Source organism: Streptomyces sp. GSL17-111 (genome assembly GCF_037911585.1).
Classification (GTDB): domain Bacteria; phylum Actinomycetota; class Actinomycetes; order Streptomycetales; family Streptomycetaceae; genus Streptomyces.
The window spans coordinates 5,698,256-5,715,567 of record NZ_JBAJNS010000001.1 but is presented as its reverse complement, the minus strand read 5'-3'; the positions used below and the strand labels follow the sequence as shown (position 1 = coordinate 5,715,567).

Here is a 17,312-nt window from a genome sequence, read left to right as displayed (position 1 = left end):
ACGGGGAACAGCAGTCATGCACTGTGCCTCATGCGGCCACGCCACACCGGCCGACGCACGTTTCTGTCCGCAGTGCGGCTCCTCCTGCGCCCCGGCGGCGCCGCCCGAGGAACGCCGGGTCGTCACCGTGGTCTTCTGCGACCTGGTCGGCTCGACCGCACTGTCCGGTGCCCTGGATCCGGAGACCCTCCGCTCCGTCACGCTGGACTACTTCGAGGCGATGCGCGGCTGTGTCGAGGACTTCGGCGGCACGGTGGAGAAGTTCATCGGGGACGCCGTCATGGCCGTCTTCGGCGTCCCGGTCCTTCACGAGGACGACGCGCGCCGCGCGCTGGGGGCGGCCCTGGCCATGCTGGCGGCCGTCGAGGAGCTCAACACCGGGCTCCGCGCGTCGCTCGGCGTCCGGTTGCAGGTGCGGATCGGGGTGAACACCGGCCCGGTGGTGACCAGCTCCGACGTCTCCACCCGGCAGAAACTGGTCTCGGGCGAGACGGTGAACGTCGCGGCACGGCTGGAGCAGAACGCCGGCCGGGGCGAGATCCTCGTCGGGGAGCCGACCCTACTGGCGGCCGGGTCCGCCGCCCGCGTCGAACCGGTGGGGCCGCTGCGGGTCAAGGGCAAGGAGGACCCGGTCACCGCCCACCGGCTGCTGGCGGTCGAGGAGGACGACCCGGAGCGACTGCGCCGCTTCGACGTGCCCTACGTGGGGCGGGCCCGGGAACGCGCCGAGCTGGGCCTGGCCCTGGACGGGGTCGCCGCCGACGAGTCAGCCCAGCTCGTCACCCTCTACGGGGAGGCCGGGCTGGGCAAGACCCGGCTGCTGCGCGAGTGGCACGCGCGGCTCGGCACCCCCGTCGCGTTCGGCGCGGGCCGCTGCCGTCCCTACGGCGACCACGGCAGTCTCGCGCCGCTGGCGGAGGCCGTCCGGCAGCTGCTCGACGGGCCGATGTCGCCGGCCTGTACGGCCGAACGGGCCGAGGTGCGGGGGGCCACCGCGGTGCTGGAGGCCGGTCTGCTGCGCGACGGCACGCCCAGCCCGTCGGTGGAGGACACCTGCTCGGCGCTGGTGGCGCTGCTGGCCGCCCTCGCCCGGGCACGGCCCGTGGTCCTCGTCGTCGACGACTGCCACTGGGCCGGTGAGCTGCTCCTGGACGTGCTGGACCGGCTGGTGGAGGAACTCGACCTGTCCGCCGTGCTGTTCCTGTGTGCCGCGCGGCTGGATCTGCTGGACCGCCGCCCGGGCTGGGGCAGCGGACGGCCGCGCTCGCGGTCCCTGATGCTGTCCGGGCTGCCGCCCGAGGAGTCGGAGGCCCTGGCCGCCGTGCTCACCGAGGTCAGCGCCCACCGGTCGGTCGTACCGGCCCGAGCCGTGGAGGCCGCCGGGGGCAACCCGTTCTATCTGGAGCAGCTGATCGCCAGCGCCGACGGACCGGTGCCGGGGCCGGACGGGGACGCGTCGCTGCCCCCTTCCCTACAGGCGCTCCTCGCGGCCCGCGTCGACGCCCTGGACCGGCCAGAACGCGCGGTGCTGGACCTCGCGTCGGTGCTGGGCCGGGACTTCACCGCCGACGAACTGGGCGCGCTGGCCGCCGCCGACGGAACGGAGCCCGGAGGGGAAGCGGAGGAGGTGCGGCCGGGGGACACGGCGGCGGCCGACGGCGGTTCCGTGCGCCGTTCCCTGGCCCGGCTCAGCCGGCGCAGGCTCGTGCACCCCCTGCGCCGGCCCGCCTCCGATGAGCGCCCCTACCGGTTCAGCAGCGGGCTGGTGCAGGAGGTCACGTACCGCTCCCTGGCCAAACGGGCCAGGGCCCGGCACCACGAGCAGGCCGCCGCGCTCCTGACGGCCCGGCGGGCGGGTGACGCACGGGTGGCCGACCACCTGCGCCACGCCTACCGCTACCGGGTCGAACTGGGCCTGCGGGACGAGCACACCGAGACGCTGCGCCACCGGGCCGCGGAGCTGCTCACCCGCTCCGGTGCCCTGGCGCTCGCCCGCGCCGACCTCGCCCGGGCCGGCGCTCTGCTGCAAGGGGCCCTGGACCTGTTGACCGAGGGCGAGGACGGCTGGACGCGCGCGGCTCTGCCGCTCGCCGAGGTGCGACTGGCCACCGGCCGCTCCGAGGAGGGGCTGGACCTGCTGCGCGCGGTGCCGGACCGCCCCTGCGCGCCGGTCGAGGCCGCGCACGCCCGGCTCGCCCTGGCCGTGGCCACCGCCGCTCCGGGCGAGGTCGTGGCGGCCGCCGAGGAGACGCTGCCGGTCTTCGAGTCCGCCGGGGACCACCTGGGCCAGACCCGGGCCCGTGTCCGGATCGCCCAGGAGCTGCAGCTCCAGGGCCGGCACGGGCAGGCGGAGCGGCAGCTCACCCGCGCGCTGCGGCACGCGGAGCTCACCCGCGCCGAACCCGAACGGGCCGTCGTCCTGGGCGCCATCGGCGTCTCCCTGTGGCGCGGCCCCGAACCGGTGGACACCGCCGTGGCGCGGTGCCGGGAGCTGCTGGCCGCCCACGGCGGCCCCCGACCGACCGTCCGGCTGACCCTCGGGTGTCCCCTGGCCGTGCTGCTCGCCCTGGGCGAGGACTGGACGGGCGCCCGCTCCTGCCTGGCCGACGTCCGGCGGCTCGCCGAGGGGCTGCACTACGCGGAGAGCACCGTGGTCGTCCCCCTCTTCGCGGCCGCGGTCGAGTCCCTGGCGGGACGCCCGCTGGAGGCCGCCGCGCTCTTCGCGCGGGCGGCCGCCGCCGCGCGGCGGCTCGGGGCCGACGCGCTGCTGGGCGCGGTGCGCCGCGAGTCCGCCCGCCTGCTGCTGGACGGCGGTGACGCCCCGGGGGCCGCCGGGCACCTGCCGGCGGAACGCGCCGGTGGCACGCCCGGGCCGCTCCCCCGCGCCGACGCGGCCGACCTGGACGGGCTGCGGGCCCGGCTGGCCGCCGCGGCGGGCCGGGCACGGGAGGCCGCACGGCTGGCGGAACGGGCCCGCGCGGCGGCGGAGGAGACCGACTCACCCGTCGTCCGGGCGACGGCCGCGCTGGACCGGGCTTTGGTCTTCCAGGAGCTGGGCGAGTGGGCGCAGGCCGCGCGGGCCGCGGACCGGGCACGGACCCTGTTCCGGGCCAAGGGTCACCTGCCGGGCGTGCGCCGGGCCGAGGAGCTCCGCGCCCGCGCAGCGGCCCACGGAGCCGAGGTCGCCCGATGAACGACGCGTCCAGGAGGCCGGCGGCCCGGCTCAGCTGGAACCTGCGCGGCAAGGGGCCGGGCGACGTGGCCGTCGTCGCCGACGGCGAGCCCGTCACCCCGGCATGGGCCTTCGAGGGAGGCGCCGGGCGGGGGGTGCGGGTGTGCGTGGTGGACTCCGGGGTCGAGCACGACCATCCGCTGATCGGCCGGGTGGACGGCTCCTGGGGCGTCGTCACGACGGAGGCCGGGCCCGAGATCCGCGAGAGCGCCGACGGGGACGCCTGCGGCCACGGCACCGCGTGTGCCGGGATCATCCGCCGCGTCGCGCCCGCGTGCGAGCTGTACAGCGTGCGGGTCCTGGGCGAACGGTTCACCGGGACCGGGGACATGCTGATGGCCGGTCTGCGCTGGGCGGTGGGGCAGGGGTTCGACGTGATCAACCTCAGCCTGTCCACCACCCGGGCCCGCTTCGCCGCCGAACTGCACGCCCTGGCCGACGAGGCGTACTTCCGGCGCACCGTGATCGTGGCCTCCGCGCACAACATGCCGGTGGAGAGCTACCCCTGGCGGTTCGCCTCGGTGATCTCCGTCGGCAGCCACCAGGAGGACGATCCCGACCTGTACCTCTACAACCCCGCGCCGCCGGTCGAGTTCTTCGCCCCGGGCCAGAACGTGACGGCCGCCTGGCTGGGCGGCACGACGATCCGCACGACCGGGAACAGCTTCGCCACCCCGTTCGTCGCCGGACTGTGCGCCCGGGTCCTGTCCAAGCACCCCCGGATGACCACGTTCCAGCTCAAGAACGCCCTCTACCTGTCCGCCGCCAACGTGCACATCGGCACCGGAGGTGCTCCGTGACCGAACCCCACTCCGACGCGGCGTCCGATCCGCTGTCCCGGGAGTTGCTGCAGTCGGTGGTCGAGGTGGCGCGGGCCATCTTCGGCGCCCAGGCGAGTTCCGTGTTCCTGTACGACGAGGCGGCCCACGAGCTGGTCTTCCAGGCCGTGTCAGGTCAGGGCGAGGACCACCTCGTGGGGCGGCGCTTCCCCGCCGGTCAGGGCATCGCCGGGTGGGTGGTCTCCTCGGGGGAGCCCATGGTGGTCGACGACCTCGCCCACAACACCGTCTTCGACCGCGAGTTCGCGGAGTCGACGGAGTTCGTGCCGGACGCCATCATGGCCGCTCCGCTGCTCCACGGAGAGCGTGTCCTCGGGGTCCTGGAGGTCCTGGAGCCGGTGCCGCAGTCCCGCTCCAGTCTCGGGGAGCTCGATCTGCTGGCCCTCTTCGCCGACCAGGCCGCCACCGCCCTGCGGGTGGTGCTGGACCGGCGGGTCGACGCGCCGCGCGCCGCGCGGGAACGTGCCGAGGCGCTCGATCTGGTCGGCAGCCTCCAGCGGCTCCTGGAGGGCGGGACGCCGACGCCGTGACCGTCCGGCGCCGCCCGCGTCCCGTCCGGGCGCGCCGGGGCCCGTCGCCTACCATGAAAGCGGACGCGGCGCCGTCTGGCGCCGGTTGACGCGTGCCGGGCGGGGGACGCGACGAGGGAGGGCGGGCGGTGACACAGCCGGAGTCCGGAGCTGCGAGTCTGGCCGGGAAGATCGACGCGCTCTTCCGGGTCGTCCGCCGGCCCAACCGCGAGCAGTACAGCCACGAGGAGGTCGCGCGAGCCTGCCGCGAGGCCACCGGGGAGAGTTTCTCCGCCACCTACCTGTGGCAACTGCGGACCGGGCGGCGCGACAACCCGACGAAGCGGCACCTGGAGGCGCTGGCACAGTTCTTCCAGGTGCCGGTCTCCTACTTCTTCGACGACGCGCAGGGCGCCGAGATCGCCCAGGAGCTGGAGCTTCTCGGCGCACTGCGCGACGCCGGGGTGCGCAGCGTGGCGCTGCGCGCCGTGGACCTCTCCCCGGAGGGCGTGGACACCATCAGCGACATGATCGACGTGATCGCCCGCCGCGAGCGGGGGTCCGGCGCACCGCGCTGACGCCACCGGGCAGGCCGCGAACGGAACGGGGCGCGGCCGCCGTTCACCCGGAGCGCTCCGTCGCCCCGCCCAGGTGCCGACGGTAGCGGTCGACGACGGTGGCGAGCGTCTCCTCCCCCGGCGCCTCCCAGACCGCCTCGTTGAAGATCTCCACCTCGGTGAACCCCGTGTAGCCCGCCGCCTCGACGGCCCGCGCGAGCCGGCGCACGTCGACGCAGCCGTCCCCCACGTGCGCGCGGCCCAGGAGCACCCCGGCCGGGAGAGGCACCGTCCAGTCGCTGATCTGGAAGGCCAGGAGGCGCTCCGTGGCCCCCGCCCTGGCGATCTCCGTCTCCACCCGCGGATCCCACCAGACGTGGTAGGTGTCCACGACGACCCCGACGCTCTCCCCGCACCGCTCGGCGATGTCGAGCGCCTGCGCCAGCGTGGACACGGCGGCACGGTCCGCGCAGAACATCGGGTGCAGCGGCTCGATGGCCAGTCGCACCCCGTGCTGCCGGGCCCAGGGTTCGAGGTCCGCGATCTCGTCGGTGATCCGCCGCCGTGCTCCCGGCAGGTCGCGGCTGCCCTCCGGCAGGCCTCCGCACACCAGGACCAGGACGCCGGTGCCCAGGGTCGCGGCCTCCTCCACCGCGCGCCGGTTGTCCTCCCGCGCGGCGGCCCGCCCCGCCGCGTCGGGGGCCGTCAGGAAGCCTCCCCGGCAGAGACTGGTGACGGTCAGCCCGGCGTCCCGCACGAGCCGGGCCGCGCGCGTGGCGCCCGTCTCCGCGACGCGGTCCCGCCAGAGGCCGATCCCCGGGACACCGGCGCGGACGCATCCGGCGACCGCCTCGGGCAGCGTCCAGCGCTTGGTCGTCGCCGTGTTGAGCGACAGCCGCTCCAGGCCCGGGCCCGGCCGCGTCAGCACGGGTACCCCCGCTCCGCGAGGAACGCGCGCATCCGTTCGGTCGCCAGCTCCGGGTCGGGCAGCGCCCCGGCTTCGGCGGCGAGCCGGAACAGTTCGGCCAGGTGCGCGACCGAACGGTGCTCCTCCGCCCCGCCGAGCAGGGTGAAGTGGCTCTGGTGCCCGGCCAGGTACGCCAGGAAGACGACGCCGGTCTTGTAGTGGTACGTCGGGGCGGCGAACAGGTGACGGGCCAGCGGAACCGTGGGCTCCAGCACGGACCGGTAGGCGTCCGTCCGTCCCTCGTCCAGCGCGTGCAGCGCCACGGCCGCGTGCCGGGCGAGCGGGTCGAAGACACCCAGCAGCGCGTGGCTGAACCCGTCGTCGTCGCCCAGGATCAGTTCCGGGTAGTGGAAGTCGTCGCCGGTGTAGAGGCGGACGCCGTCCGGCAGCCGCCCGCGCAGAGCGACCTCGCGCCCGGCGTCCAGCAGGGACACCTTGATCCCGTCGATCGCGGGGGCGTGGTCGTGGATGAGGCGGACGACGTGGTCGGTGGCCTCGTCCAGGTCCGGTGATCCCCAGTAGCCCGCCAGTGCCGGGTCGAAGGGGGTCCCGAGCCAGTGCAGGATGACCGGATCGCGGGTCTGGGCCAGAATGCCGCCGTAGACCTCGGCGTACTCCTCGGGCCCGTTCGCGGCACCGGCGAGGGCCCGACTGGCCATCAGGACGACCTGGGCCCCGGCCTCCTCGACGACCGCCACCTGCTCCTCGTAGGCAGCGCGGATCGCGCCCAGGCCGTGTCGGCCCTGCGGCAGGTGGTCCGTGCCCGCGCCGCAGGCGAGTCGGCCGCCGACCGCCGCCGCCTCCGCCCCGGAGCGGGCGATCAGCTCCCGTGCCCCCGCCCAGTCCAGGCCGGCGCCGCGCTGGGCGGTGTCCATCGCGTCCGCCACCCCGAGGCCCAGCGACCACAGGTGGTGGCGGAAGGCCAGCGTCGCCTCCCAGTCGACGTGCGCGGGCGCGCCCGGCCGGTGCTCGTGCCCCGGGTCGGCGACGACGTGGGCGGCCGCGAAGGCCGTCCGGCTGCGGGGTGCGGGCGTCGGCGTCGCCGCCGACCAGGCGGGCGGGTCGGGGACGCGGTAGCGGGCCGGGCCCGAGGGAAGGGGCAGGGTCAGGTCACCGGGCATGGGGCACCTTTCGTGCGGCGGGGGCGCGGGGATCGGGAACGGCGGGGGCCGACGGCTTCACAGGGTGAGCGCGGGCACGGGCAGCCGTCGGCCTTCCCGCGCGGACTCGAGCCCCAACGTGGCCAGTTGGACGCCCCGGGCACCGGCGAGCAGGGTGTGCGGGAAGGGCTCGTCGGCGACGACGTGGGCCAGGAAGCGGGCCCACTGCTCCTTGAACCCGTTGTCGAAAGCGGCGTTGTCCGGCACCGTCTGCCACTGGTCCCGGAAGCCCTCCGTGACCGGCAGGTCGGGGTTCCAGGTCGGCTTCGGAGTGGCGCTGCGGTGCTGGACACGGCAGCCGCGCAGCCCGGCCACCGCGCTTCCGTGCGTCCCGTCGACCTGGAACTCCACGAGTTCGTCGCGGTCGACGCGCACGGCCCAGGAGGAGTTGATCTGCGCGACGACGCCGCCCTCCAGCTCGAAGACGCCGTAGGCGGCGTCGTCCGCCGTGGCGGGGTAGGTGCGGCCCTGCTCGTCGACCCGCTCGGGGATGTGGGTGGCCGCGTGGGCGTAGACGGAGGTGATCGGCGCGATGATGTGCTCCAGCACGTACTGCCAGTGCGGGAACATGTCCAGGATCATGCCGCCGCCGTCCTCGGCCCGGTAGTTCCACGAGGGCCGTTGCGCGTTCTGCCAGTCGCCCTCGAAGACCCAGTAGCCGAACTCTCCGCGCACCGACAGGACGCGGCCGAAGAAGCCGCCGTCCACCAGCCGCTTGAGCTTGAGCAGGCCCGGCAGGAACAGCTTGTCCTGGACGACTCCGGCCTTGATCCCCGCCTCCTGCGCGAGCCGGGCCAGCTCCAGTGCCCCGTCGAGCGAGTCGCTGGTCGGCTTCTCGGTGTAGACGTGCCGCCCCGCTGCGATCGCCGCCTTGATCGCGGCCTGGCGGGCCTGGGTGATCTGGGCGTCGAAGTAGATCTCGGTGCCGGGGTCCGACAGTGCGGTGTCGAGGTCGGTGCTCCAGCGCTCGATGCCGTGGCGTTCCGCGATCGCGCGCAGCTTGCCGGCGTCGCGGCCGACGAGGAACGGTTCCGGCCACACCACGGTGCCGTCCGGCAGGGTCAGACCACCCTCGTCGCGCAGGGCGAGCAGGGAGCGCACCAGATGCTGGCGGTAGCCCATGCGCCCGGTGACGCCGTTCATGAGGATACCGACGGTTCTGCGGGTCATGGCGGTCTCCCTTGCTCAGAAGCGGTTCAGGCAAACGGTAAGCGCTTACCAAGCGATAGGTTACGGAGATGGCAGACAAGCGGTCAACCACGCGTGCGGCACGGGCGAGCAGCGGGGGCCCCACCCTGCAGCGCGTCGCGGAGCACGCCGGTGTCTCCATCGCGACGGCCTCCCGCGTGCTGCACGGAGGTAACCGCAAGGTCGGGGAGGACCTGCGGCGCCGGGTGGAGGCCTCGGCCCGCGCCCTGCGGTACGTCTCCAACGCACCCGCCCAGGCGCTGGCCCGGGCCCGGACCTCCGTGGTCGGCCTGGTCGTCCACGACGTGGCCGACCCGTACTTCTCCGCGCTGGCGGCCGGGGCCATGCGGGCGGCGCGCAAGGACGGACTGATGGTGATGATCGCCGCCACCTTCCGCGATCCGGAGCTGGAGCTGACCTACGTCCGCACCCTGCGCGCCCAGCGGGCGCGTGCCGTGATCCTCGCCGGAAGCGGCACGGCGGATCCCGAGCTCGCCCGTCAACTCGACACGGAGGCGGCCGCGTTCACGGAGGCGGGCGGCCGGATCGTCTGCGTGAGCAGGCGGTCCGTACCGGCCGCGGCGCAGGTCGGTCTCGACCACCGCTCCGGCGCGGCCCGGGCCGTGCGGCACCTGTGGGACCTGGGCCATCGCGACCTGGCCGTCGTCGCGGGCCCCGGGGAGCTGCTGACCGTGCACGACCGGCTGGCCGGCATCCGCGCCGAACTGGCCGCCCTCGGCGGTGCGCTGCCCGACACCCGGGTGGTGCACACCGACTTCACCCGTGGCGGCGCGCGCGAGGCCGCCCGGGAGATGCTCCTGAGGCGGCCGACGGTCTCGGCGGCTCTGGTGCTCAGCGACGTCATGGCCGCCGGGGTCCTCGCCGCCGCGCGGGACCTCGGGCGGGCGGTGCCGACCGACCTCTCGGTCGTCGGCTTCGACGACGTCCCCTTCGCCGCCGACCTGTGCCCGTCGCTCACGACGGTCCGGCTGCCGCTGGAGGCGGCCGGTGGGCACGCGGTCCGGCTCGTCCTCGACCAGGAGCCGGCCCCTCTCCCGCCGCCCGAACTGGTGGTGCGCGACAGCTGCGGCCCGCCGCCCGAAAGCCCCGCCTGAGCCCCGCCTCGGGCTGACCGGCCGGCCCCGGGCACACAGCCTTCACCGGGCCGGCGTGGCACTCGAACCTGCGCGTCGGCGCAGGCGGAACCCTGAGCGAGCACCGCCCGGCCCGTTCGAGACGCCGGACGTGCCCGCCATCGACGGTTGCAGAATTTGCGGTGCTGAACGGAGATTTTCTCGGCACGGTGCCTTGCCAGCCCGTCGGAGCGGTTCTATCTTCGCAGCACTGGAAAGCGCTTTCTTTCCGGCGTCCCACTCCCCTTACCCGCCACCCGCGACCAAGGACCCGTCCTCTGCGGGCGAGTCACGGCGGGCGCCCACCTTCAGCATTCCAAGGTGGGCACAGCGATCCAGGCATGACATGATCACGCCAATAGCGCGCTGAGGGGCACGGTACGGCGACAGGTCGGGACAGCCGTCCCGACGGGCAACGACCAGAAGGGAGAACAGCGTGAAACGTTCCCTAGTCATGCGGTGCAGTACCGCAGCGCTCGCCATAGCAACGGCGGCGACCGGAGTGGCGCTGTCCACGACGCAGGTGGCCGCCTCTCAGGAGACCACCACAAGCGGAACCGCCACCGGGTTCGCCTCGCAGAACGGCGGCACCACCGGTGGCGAGGGCGGGCGGACCGTACGCGCCACCACGGGCACCGAGATCCACCGCGCTCTGTGCGAGCGGGAGAGCAGCAGCACCCCGATCGTCATCGAGGTCGACGGCACCATCGACCACGGGAACACCGAGAAGGTCTCGGGCCCGAGCTGCGACACCGCGGACGATGTGATCGAACTCAAGGGGATCAGCAACGTGTCGCTGATCGGTGTCGGCGACGGCGCCGTCTTCGACCAGCTGGGCATCCACATCCGGGAGTCGAGCAACATCATCATCCGCAACGTGACCGTGCGGAACGTGAAGAAGTCCGGCTCCCCCACGTCCAACGGCGGCGACGCCATCGGGATGGAGGCGGACGTCCGGAACGTGTGGGTGGACCACACGACGCTGGAGGCCTCCGGCGGTGAGGACGCGGGCTACGACGCGCTGTTCGACATGAAGAACAACACGCGGTACGTCACCCTCTCCTACAGCATCCTGCGGAACTCCGGCCGCGGCGGGCTGATCGGCTCCAGCGAGAGCGACGTCTCCAACGGCTACGTGACGTTCCACCACAACCGCTACGAGACGATCGACTCCAGGACCCCGCTGCTGCGCGGCGGCGTCTCACACATCTACAACAACCACTACACGGGCCTGGTCAAGTCCGGCATCAACTCCCGTGCGGGCGGCCGGGCGAAGGTCGAGAACAGCTACTTCGAGGACTCCAAGGACGTTCTCGGCACCTTCTACACCAACGAGCGGGGGTACTGGCAGGTCTCGGGCAACATCTACGACAACGTGACCTGGTCCGACGAGGGCGACAAGAACTACCCGGCCGGACCGGACCCGCGGTCCAACACCAGCATCAGCATCCCCTACTCCTACACGCTGGACGCGGCCGACTGCGTGCCGCAGATCGTTCAGCGGACGGCCGGGGCCGGCAAGGGTCTGCTGGAGTCGGACGGCGACTGCAACCCGACCGACCCGCCGGACCCCACCGACCCGCCCGACCCGACGGACCCGCCTGACCCGACGGACCCGCCGGACCCGGACCCCACCGACCCGAGCGGACCGAACCTCAGCCTGGACGCCGGTTCGGACGGTTCGAGCAAGGCGAGCGGTACGAGCTACGGCAACGTCCGTGACGGCGACATGTCGACCTACTGGTCGCCGAGGGGCTCCACCGGGACCATCTCCATCAAGTGGGGCAGCCCGACCACCGTCTCCGTGATCAACGTCCGCGAGGCGGCGGGGACCGAGGGAACCATCGGCTCCTGGCGGGTACTCGACCACGACAGCGGCGAGGTCCTGGCCACCGGGAACGGAGCGGGCGTCATCGACATCCCCTCCACCACACTGCGCAAGATCAGTTTCGAGATCACCAGCGCGGACGGTACGCCGCGCGTCGCGGAGTACGAGACGTACGCGTAGGCACGGGGAGCACTTCCCGTCCCGCACGCTTCCGCGCCGGGTCGGCGGCCACGCAGGCCGCCGACCCGGCGCGGCCGTGCGCCGTCGCGGGGGCTCCGCGTCAGGGCCCGGCTCGTGCACGTCGCAGCACTACCTGCCGCCGACACCATCGCCGCGTAGGCCGAGGTGCCCATCGCGAAGTTCTCGGGCGAGGGCCTGCTCGCCTGGTGGGCGGGCTGCGGTTCGTCGTCCCCGTCCGCACGATCAGCGCGGCGCCCTCGCCGAAGTACTTCGGGTCCAAGCGGGACATCACCTGGCTCAACGCCGTCGACGCCCCGACTACAAGTTCAGCCCGCGCTTCCGCGACCTGGACGACCAGCGGTTCTGGCGGGCCACGATGCCGACGTCGAGACCGGCGCCTACGGCATGGCGGAGGACCTGGCCCGCAAACGGGTCAACCTGAACTGGTCACCTACCAGATCCGTGCCGTCGTCCTGCTGCGCGTGGTCGACCCGGTCGACGACACCTACCGCCATCAGACGAACCGGCGGCTCACCGTGCAGGAGTCGCGCTACAAGCCCGTCAGCGCGTGTGCCACTGCAGGCGTGGCACCATCCACCAAGCCCACCGCGACGGCATGGAGGACCAACTTGGAGATGCCGGGGTGATTCGCCAATTCACGGACACAGAACGGGAAAGTCGACCTCGGCCCAAAGGGCTCGGACAGCGGTGGCCGTGCCGTCGGCGGGGGCGTCCTCGGTGCTCCATATCCTGCGCTCGGCGGGGGCGTCATTGACCGACGGCCAGCCAGGATTCCCCATGGCAGCGAAATCAACCCACGCGCGCACCATGCGGCGGGCCAGTCCGTGGTCCGCGGGCGTGGGTGCGCCGCCGATGAGGAAAGCCAGGCAGTCGGTGTCGAGGGTGCCGAAGGCGAAGGGGATGTCCGCACAGTGCCAGGCCCGCACCACCCCGCTCGGGCCGGTGCGCCGACGATCAAAACGCGACAGGAACGCCCGGCCGCCCGCTCGGACGTGATGCTCGACGAGTCGGTTGCTGTACTCGCCGAACAGAAGATCCCCGAAAACGGCGAGGTAGACGTCGAGCCCCGGGGCGTGGGGCATCGCAGCGCGATAGCCTGCCACCAGGCCGTCAGGGAGATGGAAGTCTTCGGCGAAGAGAACCAGTTGCTCATCGGTGGTGACCTTCGCACTGCTGCCGACAGCGTCGAGCAGCCAGTATTCCTCCGTGGTGTGGCAGACCAGCAGGTCCACGTCCCGGGTCGCACCGGATGCCATCCCCGTGAGGGGGTCGGCAGGCAGTACAGCACCGTCAAGGACGGGGGCGTAGAGGGCGGGGTCGTAGTGGCGGGACCCAGAGGCAGGGTCACACCGGTAGGCGTCGACCACCTTGTCGGAGGCGATGACCAGGGCCTGCGGAGTCGCGGATGTGAGGCCCCCGGGTGTAGCGGGGCAGCCGGCTGCCGCAGCGATCTCACGTGTGGTCGCCGCAGCGACTTCGCGCGTGTAACAAGAGCTGGCGGCGCTGTGAGCGATGGCACGGTGGAACAGACCGTCGGCGCGATCCATCACCATCAGGCAGGCAACCGACGCGGCTCCTGAGGACTGGCCGGCGACCGTGACATTGCCAGGATCGCCACCGAAGGCGGCGATGTTCTCACGAACCCAGCGCAGGGCCGCGACCTGGTCGAGCAGACCCCGGTTGTCCGGGTAGGCGGTTGCTTCGGCGGCGGGGACGTGGCCGAAACCTTCGAAGCCGAGCCGGTAGTTGAGGGTGACCACGACCAGACCGGCGCCGGCCAGTGCGGTTCCGTCGAAGTCGGGTTGGGCTGAGGATCCGAAGGTGTAGGCACCGCCGTGAATCCAGACCAGGACGGGCAGACGGCCGCCCTCAGAGGCCGGGGTCCATATGTTGACGGTGAGGATGTCCTCATCGTCGGGCGACCATACGGGCGCGCCAGGCAGCTCAGCTGACTGCGGAGCGACCGGGCCGAAGACCGTGCAGTCCCGCACCCCACTCCACGCCGGTGCCGGGAAGGGTTCCCGGAACCGATTGGCGCCGAACGGTGGGGCGGCATAGGGGACACCAAGGACGGCGACGACTTCGGCTGAAGCCCGAAACCCTTGTACCGAACCGTTCTTCGTCCTGAAGGTGTTCATTGAAAGAGTGCCTCTCAGTACACGCCAAATAGCCGGGGAGGGCGAGGCTTCAGCTTTGCACCGGGCGGCACCCGAGGACCAACACCAAGATCGTCATGATTGACGCACCAGTGATGTCAACGCCCGCTGCCACCTGTTGCGGTGTCGGCACACGAGGGCGAGCTCAAGCGGTCAGCACATCAGTGCTGTTCGCAAGGTCGGCGTAGACCTCTGCCAGTGCGGTGGACGTGGGTCTTGCGCGGACGGCGGTTGAGTTCGTGAGCGATGGTGGCCAGCTCGGTCTGGCTGAACGTACGGAGGTCGGCGCCCGTGGGGCGGTACTGCCCAAGCAGCCGGTCGGTGTTCTCGTCGGTGCCGTGCTGCCACCGGCTCCGCGGCTTGCAGAGGTAGGTCGGCATCCTGGTCTCGGTGGCGATGGCCTGGTGCTCGGCGATCTCCCGGCCGCGATCCCGGGTGAGCGTCCACCGCAGTCGATGCCGTCCGGCAGCGCGACTGGTTGCGACGGCGGAGGGCCGGGCGCCCGTCATGAGGTCGCCCTCCCCGTGGCCGGAACCTTGCGGTCCTCGACCTCGGCGGGGCGGGCGGTGACGGAGACCGCGCCGCGGATGATGCCGCCCGGTCGGCCGCCGGGCGGTCTTCGGACGGCACATGGGTCAGGCTGACCGCAGGCGCTGAGTGAGACCGCGGTCGACTGCCCGGCAGCGACGAGGGTCGTGGAACGAGAGAAGGATCGCTTCACCTACGTTCCCCGAGGCCGGGGCGGCTTCGACCTGCTCCACAGCCACACGATGCCGCACCACCTGGAGGGCTGCCGCGCGGGCCTGAACCGGGTGAGGAGCCTGGTGTGCCCTGGTGGCACCGTCGCGCTGGTCGACAACGTGTGTGATGCGCGGCCGACGCCGCCACGCCGGGCCTGCACCTGGCCCGCGCTGTGGCGCCTTTCCGCAGAGATGCGACGCGTGGGGCTTCGCGACGCGTGGTTCCAACTGCGGATCCGGCACAGCCGCCCCTGGCTGGCGCACCTTCTCAGCGACCGCTACCTCTCCCGCGAGCAGTTCCGCGGGCTCTACGGAAGCGTCTTCCCCGGGCACGGTTTGAGGACCTCGGCTTCGCAGTGGCAATGGTCTGGACAGCGCCGCCGCACACGGATGCCGCCCCGGACGGCGACGGGCCGGGGCTGCGGCGCGGGGTCCGGCCGCGCGGCGGCGGGCGGGGGCGCGGCCGGGTCGGCCGGCCGCGCCCCCGCCGCCTACCAGGGGATGCCGGAGAGGTGGTCGGTGATCTGCTCGCGGTCCCAGGCGCCGTCGGCGACGATCACGCGCCAGCGCCGGGCCAGCGTCGCGCCCGGCGGCAGCAGCAGCTCCTCGAAGAAGGCCCAGGAAGGCGCCATGGCGGCGAAGGGCTCGCTGCGCACGAACCAGTGCGCCGGGTGCCGGCCCAGCTCACCGGAGTGGTCGTTCTCGGGAGCGTGCGCGATGACGAGCGTCGCGTGCCCGTCCATCTCGTCGAACTCCCCGCCGTAGGCCAGCCAGGGTGCCTGGGTGCCCATCAGCTCCTGACCCTCGCCGTGCGGGCCGAGCACGCGCCCGTCCCGGAAGGCGCGCGGGCCGCGCCAGAAGAGACCGGTGTACCCGGCCATCTCGCGGCCCTCGGTGGTCGGGCTGCCGAACCGCAGCGGCTCGTCACGGAGGTTGGTGACGGCGGAGGACCAGGTCAGCACCCAGAACCCGGCTTGGGGGCGGATGTCGTGCACCCTGATCCGCCGGCGCTCGGTGGCCCAGGCCGTACCGTCGTGGTGACGCCAGGCCAGCCGCTCGGCGAGGACCGCCTCCGAGTTTCCGGCGGACAGTTCCTCGAAGCCCTCGTGGGTCATCGAGCCCAGCCGTTCGGGGTGCGGCTGGTAGCCCTTGCCGCGTACGTAGCAGCGGCCGCCCCAGAGGTTCTGCCCGGACAGGTGCGAGGCGGTCAGCTGGAGCCCCTTGTGCCAGCGGTGGTCGTGCGGCCGGTATCCCGTGACCACGCCGCCCGCCAGCGTGGTGAGGGGGTGGAGGTAGGGCTTCGGCGCCTCCCAGGCCGCCTCCGGGCGGTAGACCAGGCTCAGGAGTCTCAGCTCGCCCAGGCGGAGGTCGACGCGCTCCCCCACGTGATGGACCAGGCGCAGCGGTCGGTCGGTGTCGTTCACGCCCCGCCGCCTTCCCCCGGGCGCGCGGGTGCCGTCGCGTCGGCCGGACCGTCCTCGGCGAGAGCGGTCCCGCCGTCCAGCAGCCGCACCGGCTGCCCGGTGCGGGCGGAGCGGTTGGCGGCCACTCCGATCAGCACACTGCGGATACCGGCCCGGTACCCGGCCTGCCGGGCCAGCGGGTCCTGTCCGGGGCCCCGGAACACGTCGTCCAGGAGGAGCCGGTCGCCGCCGCCGTGCGCTCCGGCGCCGCCCTCGATCGGTACCTCCTCGGCCTGTTCCCAGTGCCGGTGCAGCGTCAGCCGTTCCCACGCGCCGGGGGTGTGCTCCTTTCCGGCCGCCGACGCGTCGATGGCGGCGTGCGGCGGGGTCCACACCCGCTCGCACACCTCCAGCTCCAGGCGGCCCCTGGTTCCGTTGAACGAGACCCGGTAGCCCTCGTGCGGGGCGTGCGCGTTGAGGGAGTACGTCAGCAGGGCGCCGCTGTCGTACCGGGCCAGCACCGCCATGTTGTCCTGGATGGAGACGCCCTCGGCGAAGACGTCCCGGTCCCGCAGGTAGCCGTCCTCGCGCTCCGCGTCCAGATAGAGCCGGGCCAGCCGCGGATCGCTGGTGAGGTCGAGCAGGAACGGGTCCGTGCCGAGCTGAGGGGCCCCGTGACCGCGCTCCGGGCGGTCGCCGGGGGCGTTCGCCGCTCCGTAGAAGCGGAGCGCCGACTGGGCGAACACCAGCTCGGCGTGGGCCCCCAGCCACCAGTTCACCAGGTCGAAGTGGTGGCTGGACTTGTGCACCAGCAGCCCGCCGGACCGGGACGCGTCTCGGTGCCAGCGCCGGAAGTAGTCCGCACCGTGGATGGTGTCCAGGGTCCATTCGAAGTGCACCGAGGTGACCGTGCCGATCTCCCCGGCCGCCAGCGTCCGGCGCACCGCCGTGTTGCGCGGGGAGTAGCGGTAGTTGAACGTCGTCACCAGGGTGCCGGAGCTGCGCTCGGCCGAGGCGGCTATCGCCGCGCAGCTCGCGGCGTCCACGGTCAGCGGCTTCTCCACGATCACGTCGCGCCCGGCGTCCAGGGCGGCGCACACGTACCTGGCGTGGGCCGAGTCGACGCAGGTCACCACGACCGTGTCGGCCCGTTCCAGCAGTTCGCCGAAGCGGTCCGGCCCGAAGGCCGGCACCTCGGCACCGCCGGCTCGGACGATCTGCTCGTTGTAGTACTCCATCCTGGTCCGGTTGGTGTCGCAGAACGCGACGATCGCTCCGGTGTCGCTCCAGTCGCCGAGCAGGGCGTCCACGTACATCTGGGCCCGGTGGCCCAGTCCGACGAAGGCATAGCGGCGTGTCACGTACGGTCCTCACACAGGGTTCGACGCGGGTGGTTCAG

Annotated in this window: 13 protein-coding genes and 1 pseudogene; 7 read left to right on the top strand and 7 right to left on the bottom strand. The window is 73.0% G+C overall.

What is annotated here, in order from left to right:
• The first annotated feature begins 16 nt into the window (after nucleotides 1–16).
• The 4 genes from V6D49_RS25395 to V6D49_RS25380 all read left to right on the top strand — a co-directional run bounded on the left by V6D49_RS25395 (nucleotide 17) and on the right by V6D49_RS25380 (nucleotide 5,158).
• On the top strand, nucleotides 17–3,193 hold the full coding sequence (locus tag V6D49_RS25395) for an adenylate/guanylate cyclase domain-containing protein (protein WP_340563333.1): 3,177 nt from the start codon (nucleotides 17–19) through the stop codon (nucleotides 3,191–3,193).
• Nucleotides 3,190–4,032, top strand: coding sequence for a S8 family peptidase (locus V6D49_RS25390; RefSeq protein WP_340563331.1), 843 nt, complete (start codon nucleotides 3,190–3,192; stop codon nucleotides 4,030–4,032). Before V6D49_RS25395 ends, V6D49_RS25390 begins: the two co-directional genes overlap by 4 nt.
• On the top strand, nucleotides 4,029–4,601 hold the full coding sequence (locus V6D49_RS25385) for a GAF domain-containing protein (RefSeq protein WP_340563330.1): 573 nt from the start codon (nucleotides 4,029–4,031) through the stop codon (nucleotides 4,599–4,601). The genes V6D49_RS25390 and V6D49_RS25385 overlap by 4 nt, the downstream gene beginning before the upstream one ends.
• Nucleotides 4,602–4,729: 128 nt before the next feature.
• Complete coding sequence (locus tag V6D49_RS25380; RefSeq protein WP_340563329.1) at nucleotides 4,730–5,158, top strand: helix-turn-helix domain-containing protein; 429 nt, start codon at nucleotides 4,730–4,732, stop codon at nucleotides 5,156–5,158.
• Nucleotides 5,159–5,201: 43 nt separating this feature from the next.
• Here V6D49_RS25380 and V6D49_RS25375 read toward each other — a convergent pair whose 3' ends face one another.
• The 3 genes from V6D49_RS25375 to V6D49_RS25365 are packed head-to-tail and all read right to left on the bottom strand — an operon-like array spanning nucleotide 5,202 to nucleotide 8,434.
• The gene (locus tag V6D49_RS25375) at nucleotides 5,202–6,062 is read right to left on the bottom strand and encodes a sugar phosphate isomerase/epimerase family protein (protein WP_445330666.1); all 861 of its coding nucleotides are present in this window, start codon (nucleotides 6,060–6,062) and stop codon (nucleotides 5,202–5,204) included.
• Complete coding sequence (locus V6D49_RS25370; RefSeq protein WP_340563327.1) at nucleotides 6,059–7,225, bottom strand: dihydrodipicolinate synthase family protein; 1,167 nt, start codon at nucleotides 7,223–7,225, stop codon at nucleotides 6,059–6,061. The genes V6D49_RS25375 and V6D49_RS25370 overlap by 4 nt, the downstream gene beginning before the upstream one ends.
• 57 nt (nucleotides 7,226–7,282) lie before the next feature.
• Complete coding sequence (locus tag V6D49_RS25365; protein ID WP_340563326.1) at nucleotides 7,283–8,434, bottom strand: Gfo/Idh/MocA family protein; 1,152 nt, start codon at nucleotides 8,432–8,434, stop codon at nucleotides 7,283–7,285.
• A gap of 68 nt (nucleotides 8,435–8,502) precedes the next feature.
• Between V6D49_RS25365 and V6D49_RS25360 the strand changes: the two genes are divergently transcribed.
• From V6D49_RS25360 to V6D49_RS26275, 3 genes and pseudogenes are all read left to right on the top strand, one after another.
• A complete protein-coding gene (locus tag V6D49_RS25360) occupies nucleotides 8,503–9,567 on the top strand; it encodes a LacI family DNA-binding transcriptional regulator (RefSeq protein WP_340563324.1) in 1,065 nt (354 codons plus the stop codon).
• A gap of 472 nt (nucleotides 9,568–10,039) precedes the next feature.
• The gene (locus tag V6D49_RS25355; RefSeq protein WP_445330665.1) at nucleotides 10,040–11,593 is read left to right on the top strand and encodes a pectate lyase family protein; all 1,554 of its coding nucleotides are present in this window, start codon (nucleotides 10,040–10,042) and stop codon (nucleotides 11,591–11,593) included.
• Nucleotides 11,594–11,805: 212 nt separating this feature from the next.
• Nucleotides 11,806–12,242, top strand: a pseudogene (locus V6D49_RS26275) (Tn3 family transposase); the annotation flags it as partial.
• A gap of 7 nt (nucleotides 12,243–12,249) precedes the next feature.
• On the opposite strand, the gene V6D49_RS25350 reads toward V6D49_RS26275, so the two are convergent.
• The 4 genes from V6D49_RS25350 to V6D49_RS25335 form a co-directional block, all read right to left on the bottom strand.
• The gene (locus V6D49_RS25350; RefSeq protein WP_340563320.1) at nucleotides 12,250–13,752 is read right to left on the bottom strand and encodes a carboxylesterase/lipase family protein; all 1,503 of its coding nucleotides are present in this window, start codon (nucleotides 13,750–13,752) and stop codon (nucleotides 12,250–12,252) included.
• Nucleotides 13,753–13,931: 179 nt separating this feature from the next.
• Nucleotides 13,932–14,279 (bottom strand): IS30 family transposase, encoded by a 348-nt coding sequence (locus tag V6D49_RS25345; protein ID WP_340563319.1) that lies wholly within the window; start codon nucleotides 14,277–14,279, stop codon nucleotides 13,932–13,934.
• A gap of 722 nt (nucleotides 14,280–15,001) precedes the next feature.
• A complete protein-coding gene (locus V6D49_RS25340) occupies nucleotides 15,002–15,934 on the bottom strand; it encodes a DUF6807 domain-containing protein (protein ID WP_340563317.1) in 933 nt (310 codons plus the stop codon).
• Nucleotides 15,931–17,274 (bottom strand): Gfo/Idh/MocA family protein, encoded by a 1,344-nt coding sequence (locus V6D49_RS25335; RefSeq protein WP_340563315.1) that lies wholly within the window; start codon nucleotides 17,272–17,274, stop codon nucleotides 15,931–15,933. The genes V6D49_RS25340 and V6D49_RS25335 overlap by 4 nt, the downstream gene beginning before the upstream one ends.
• Nucleotides 17,275–17,312 lie beyond the last annotated feature (38 nt).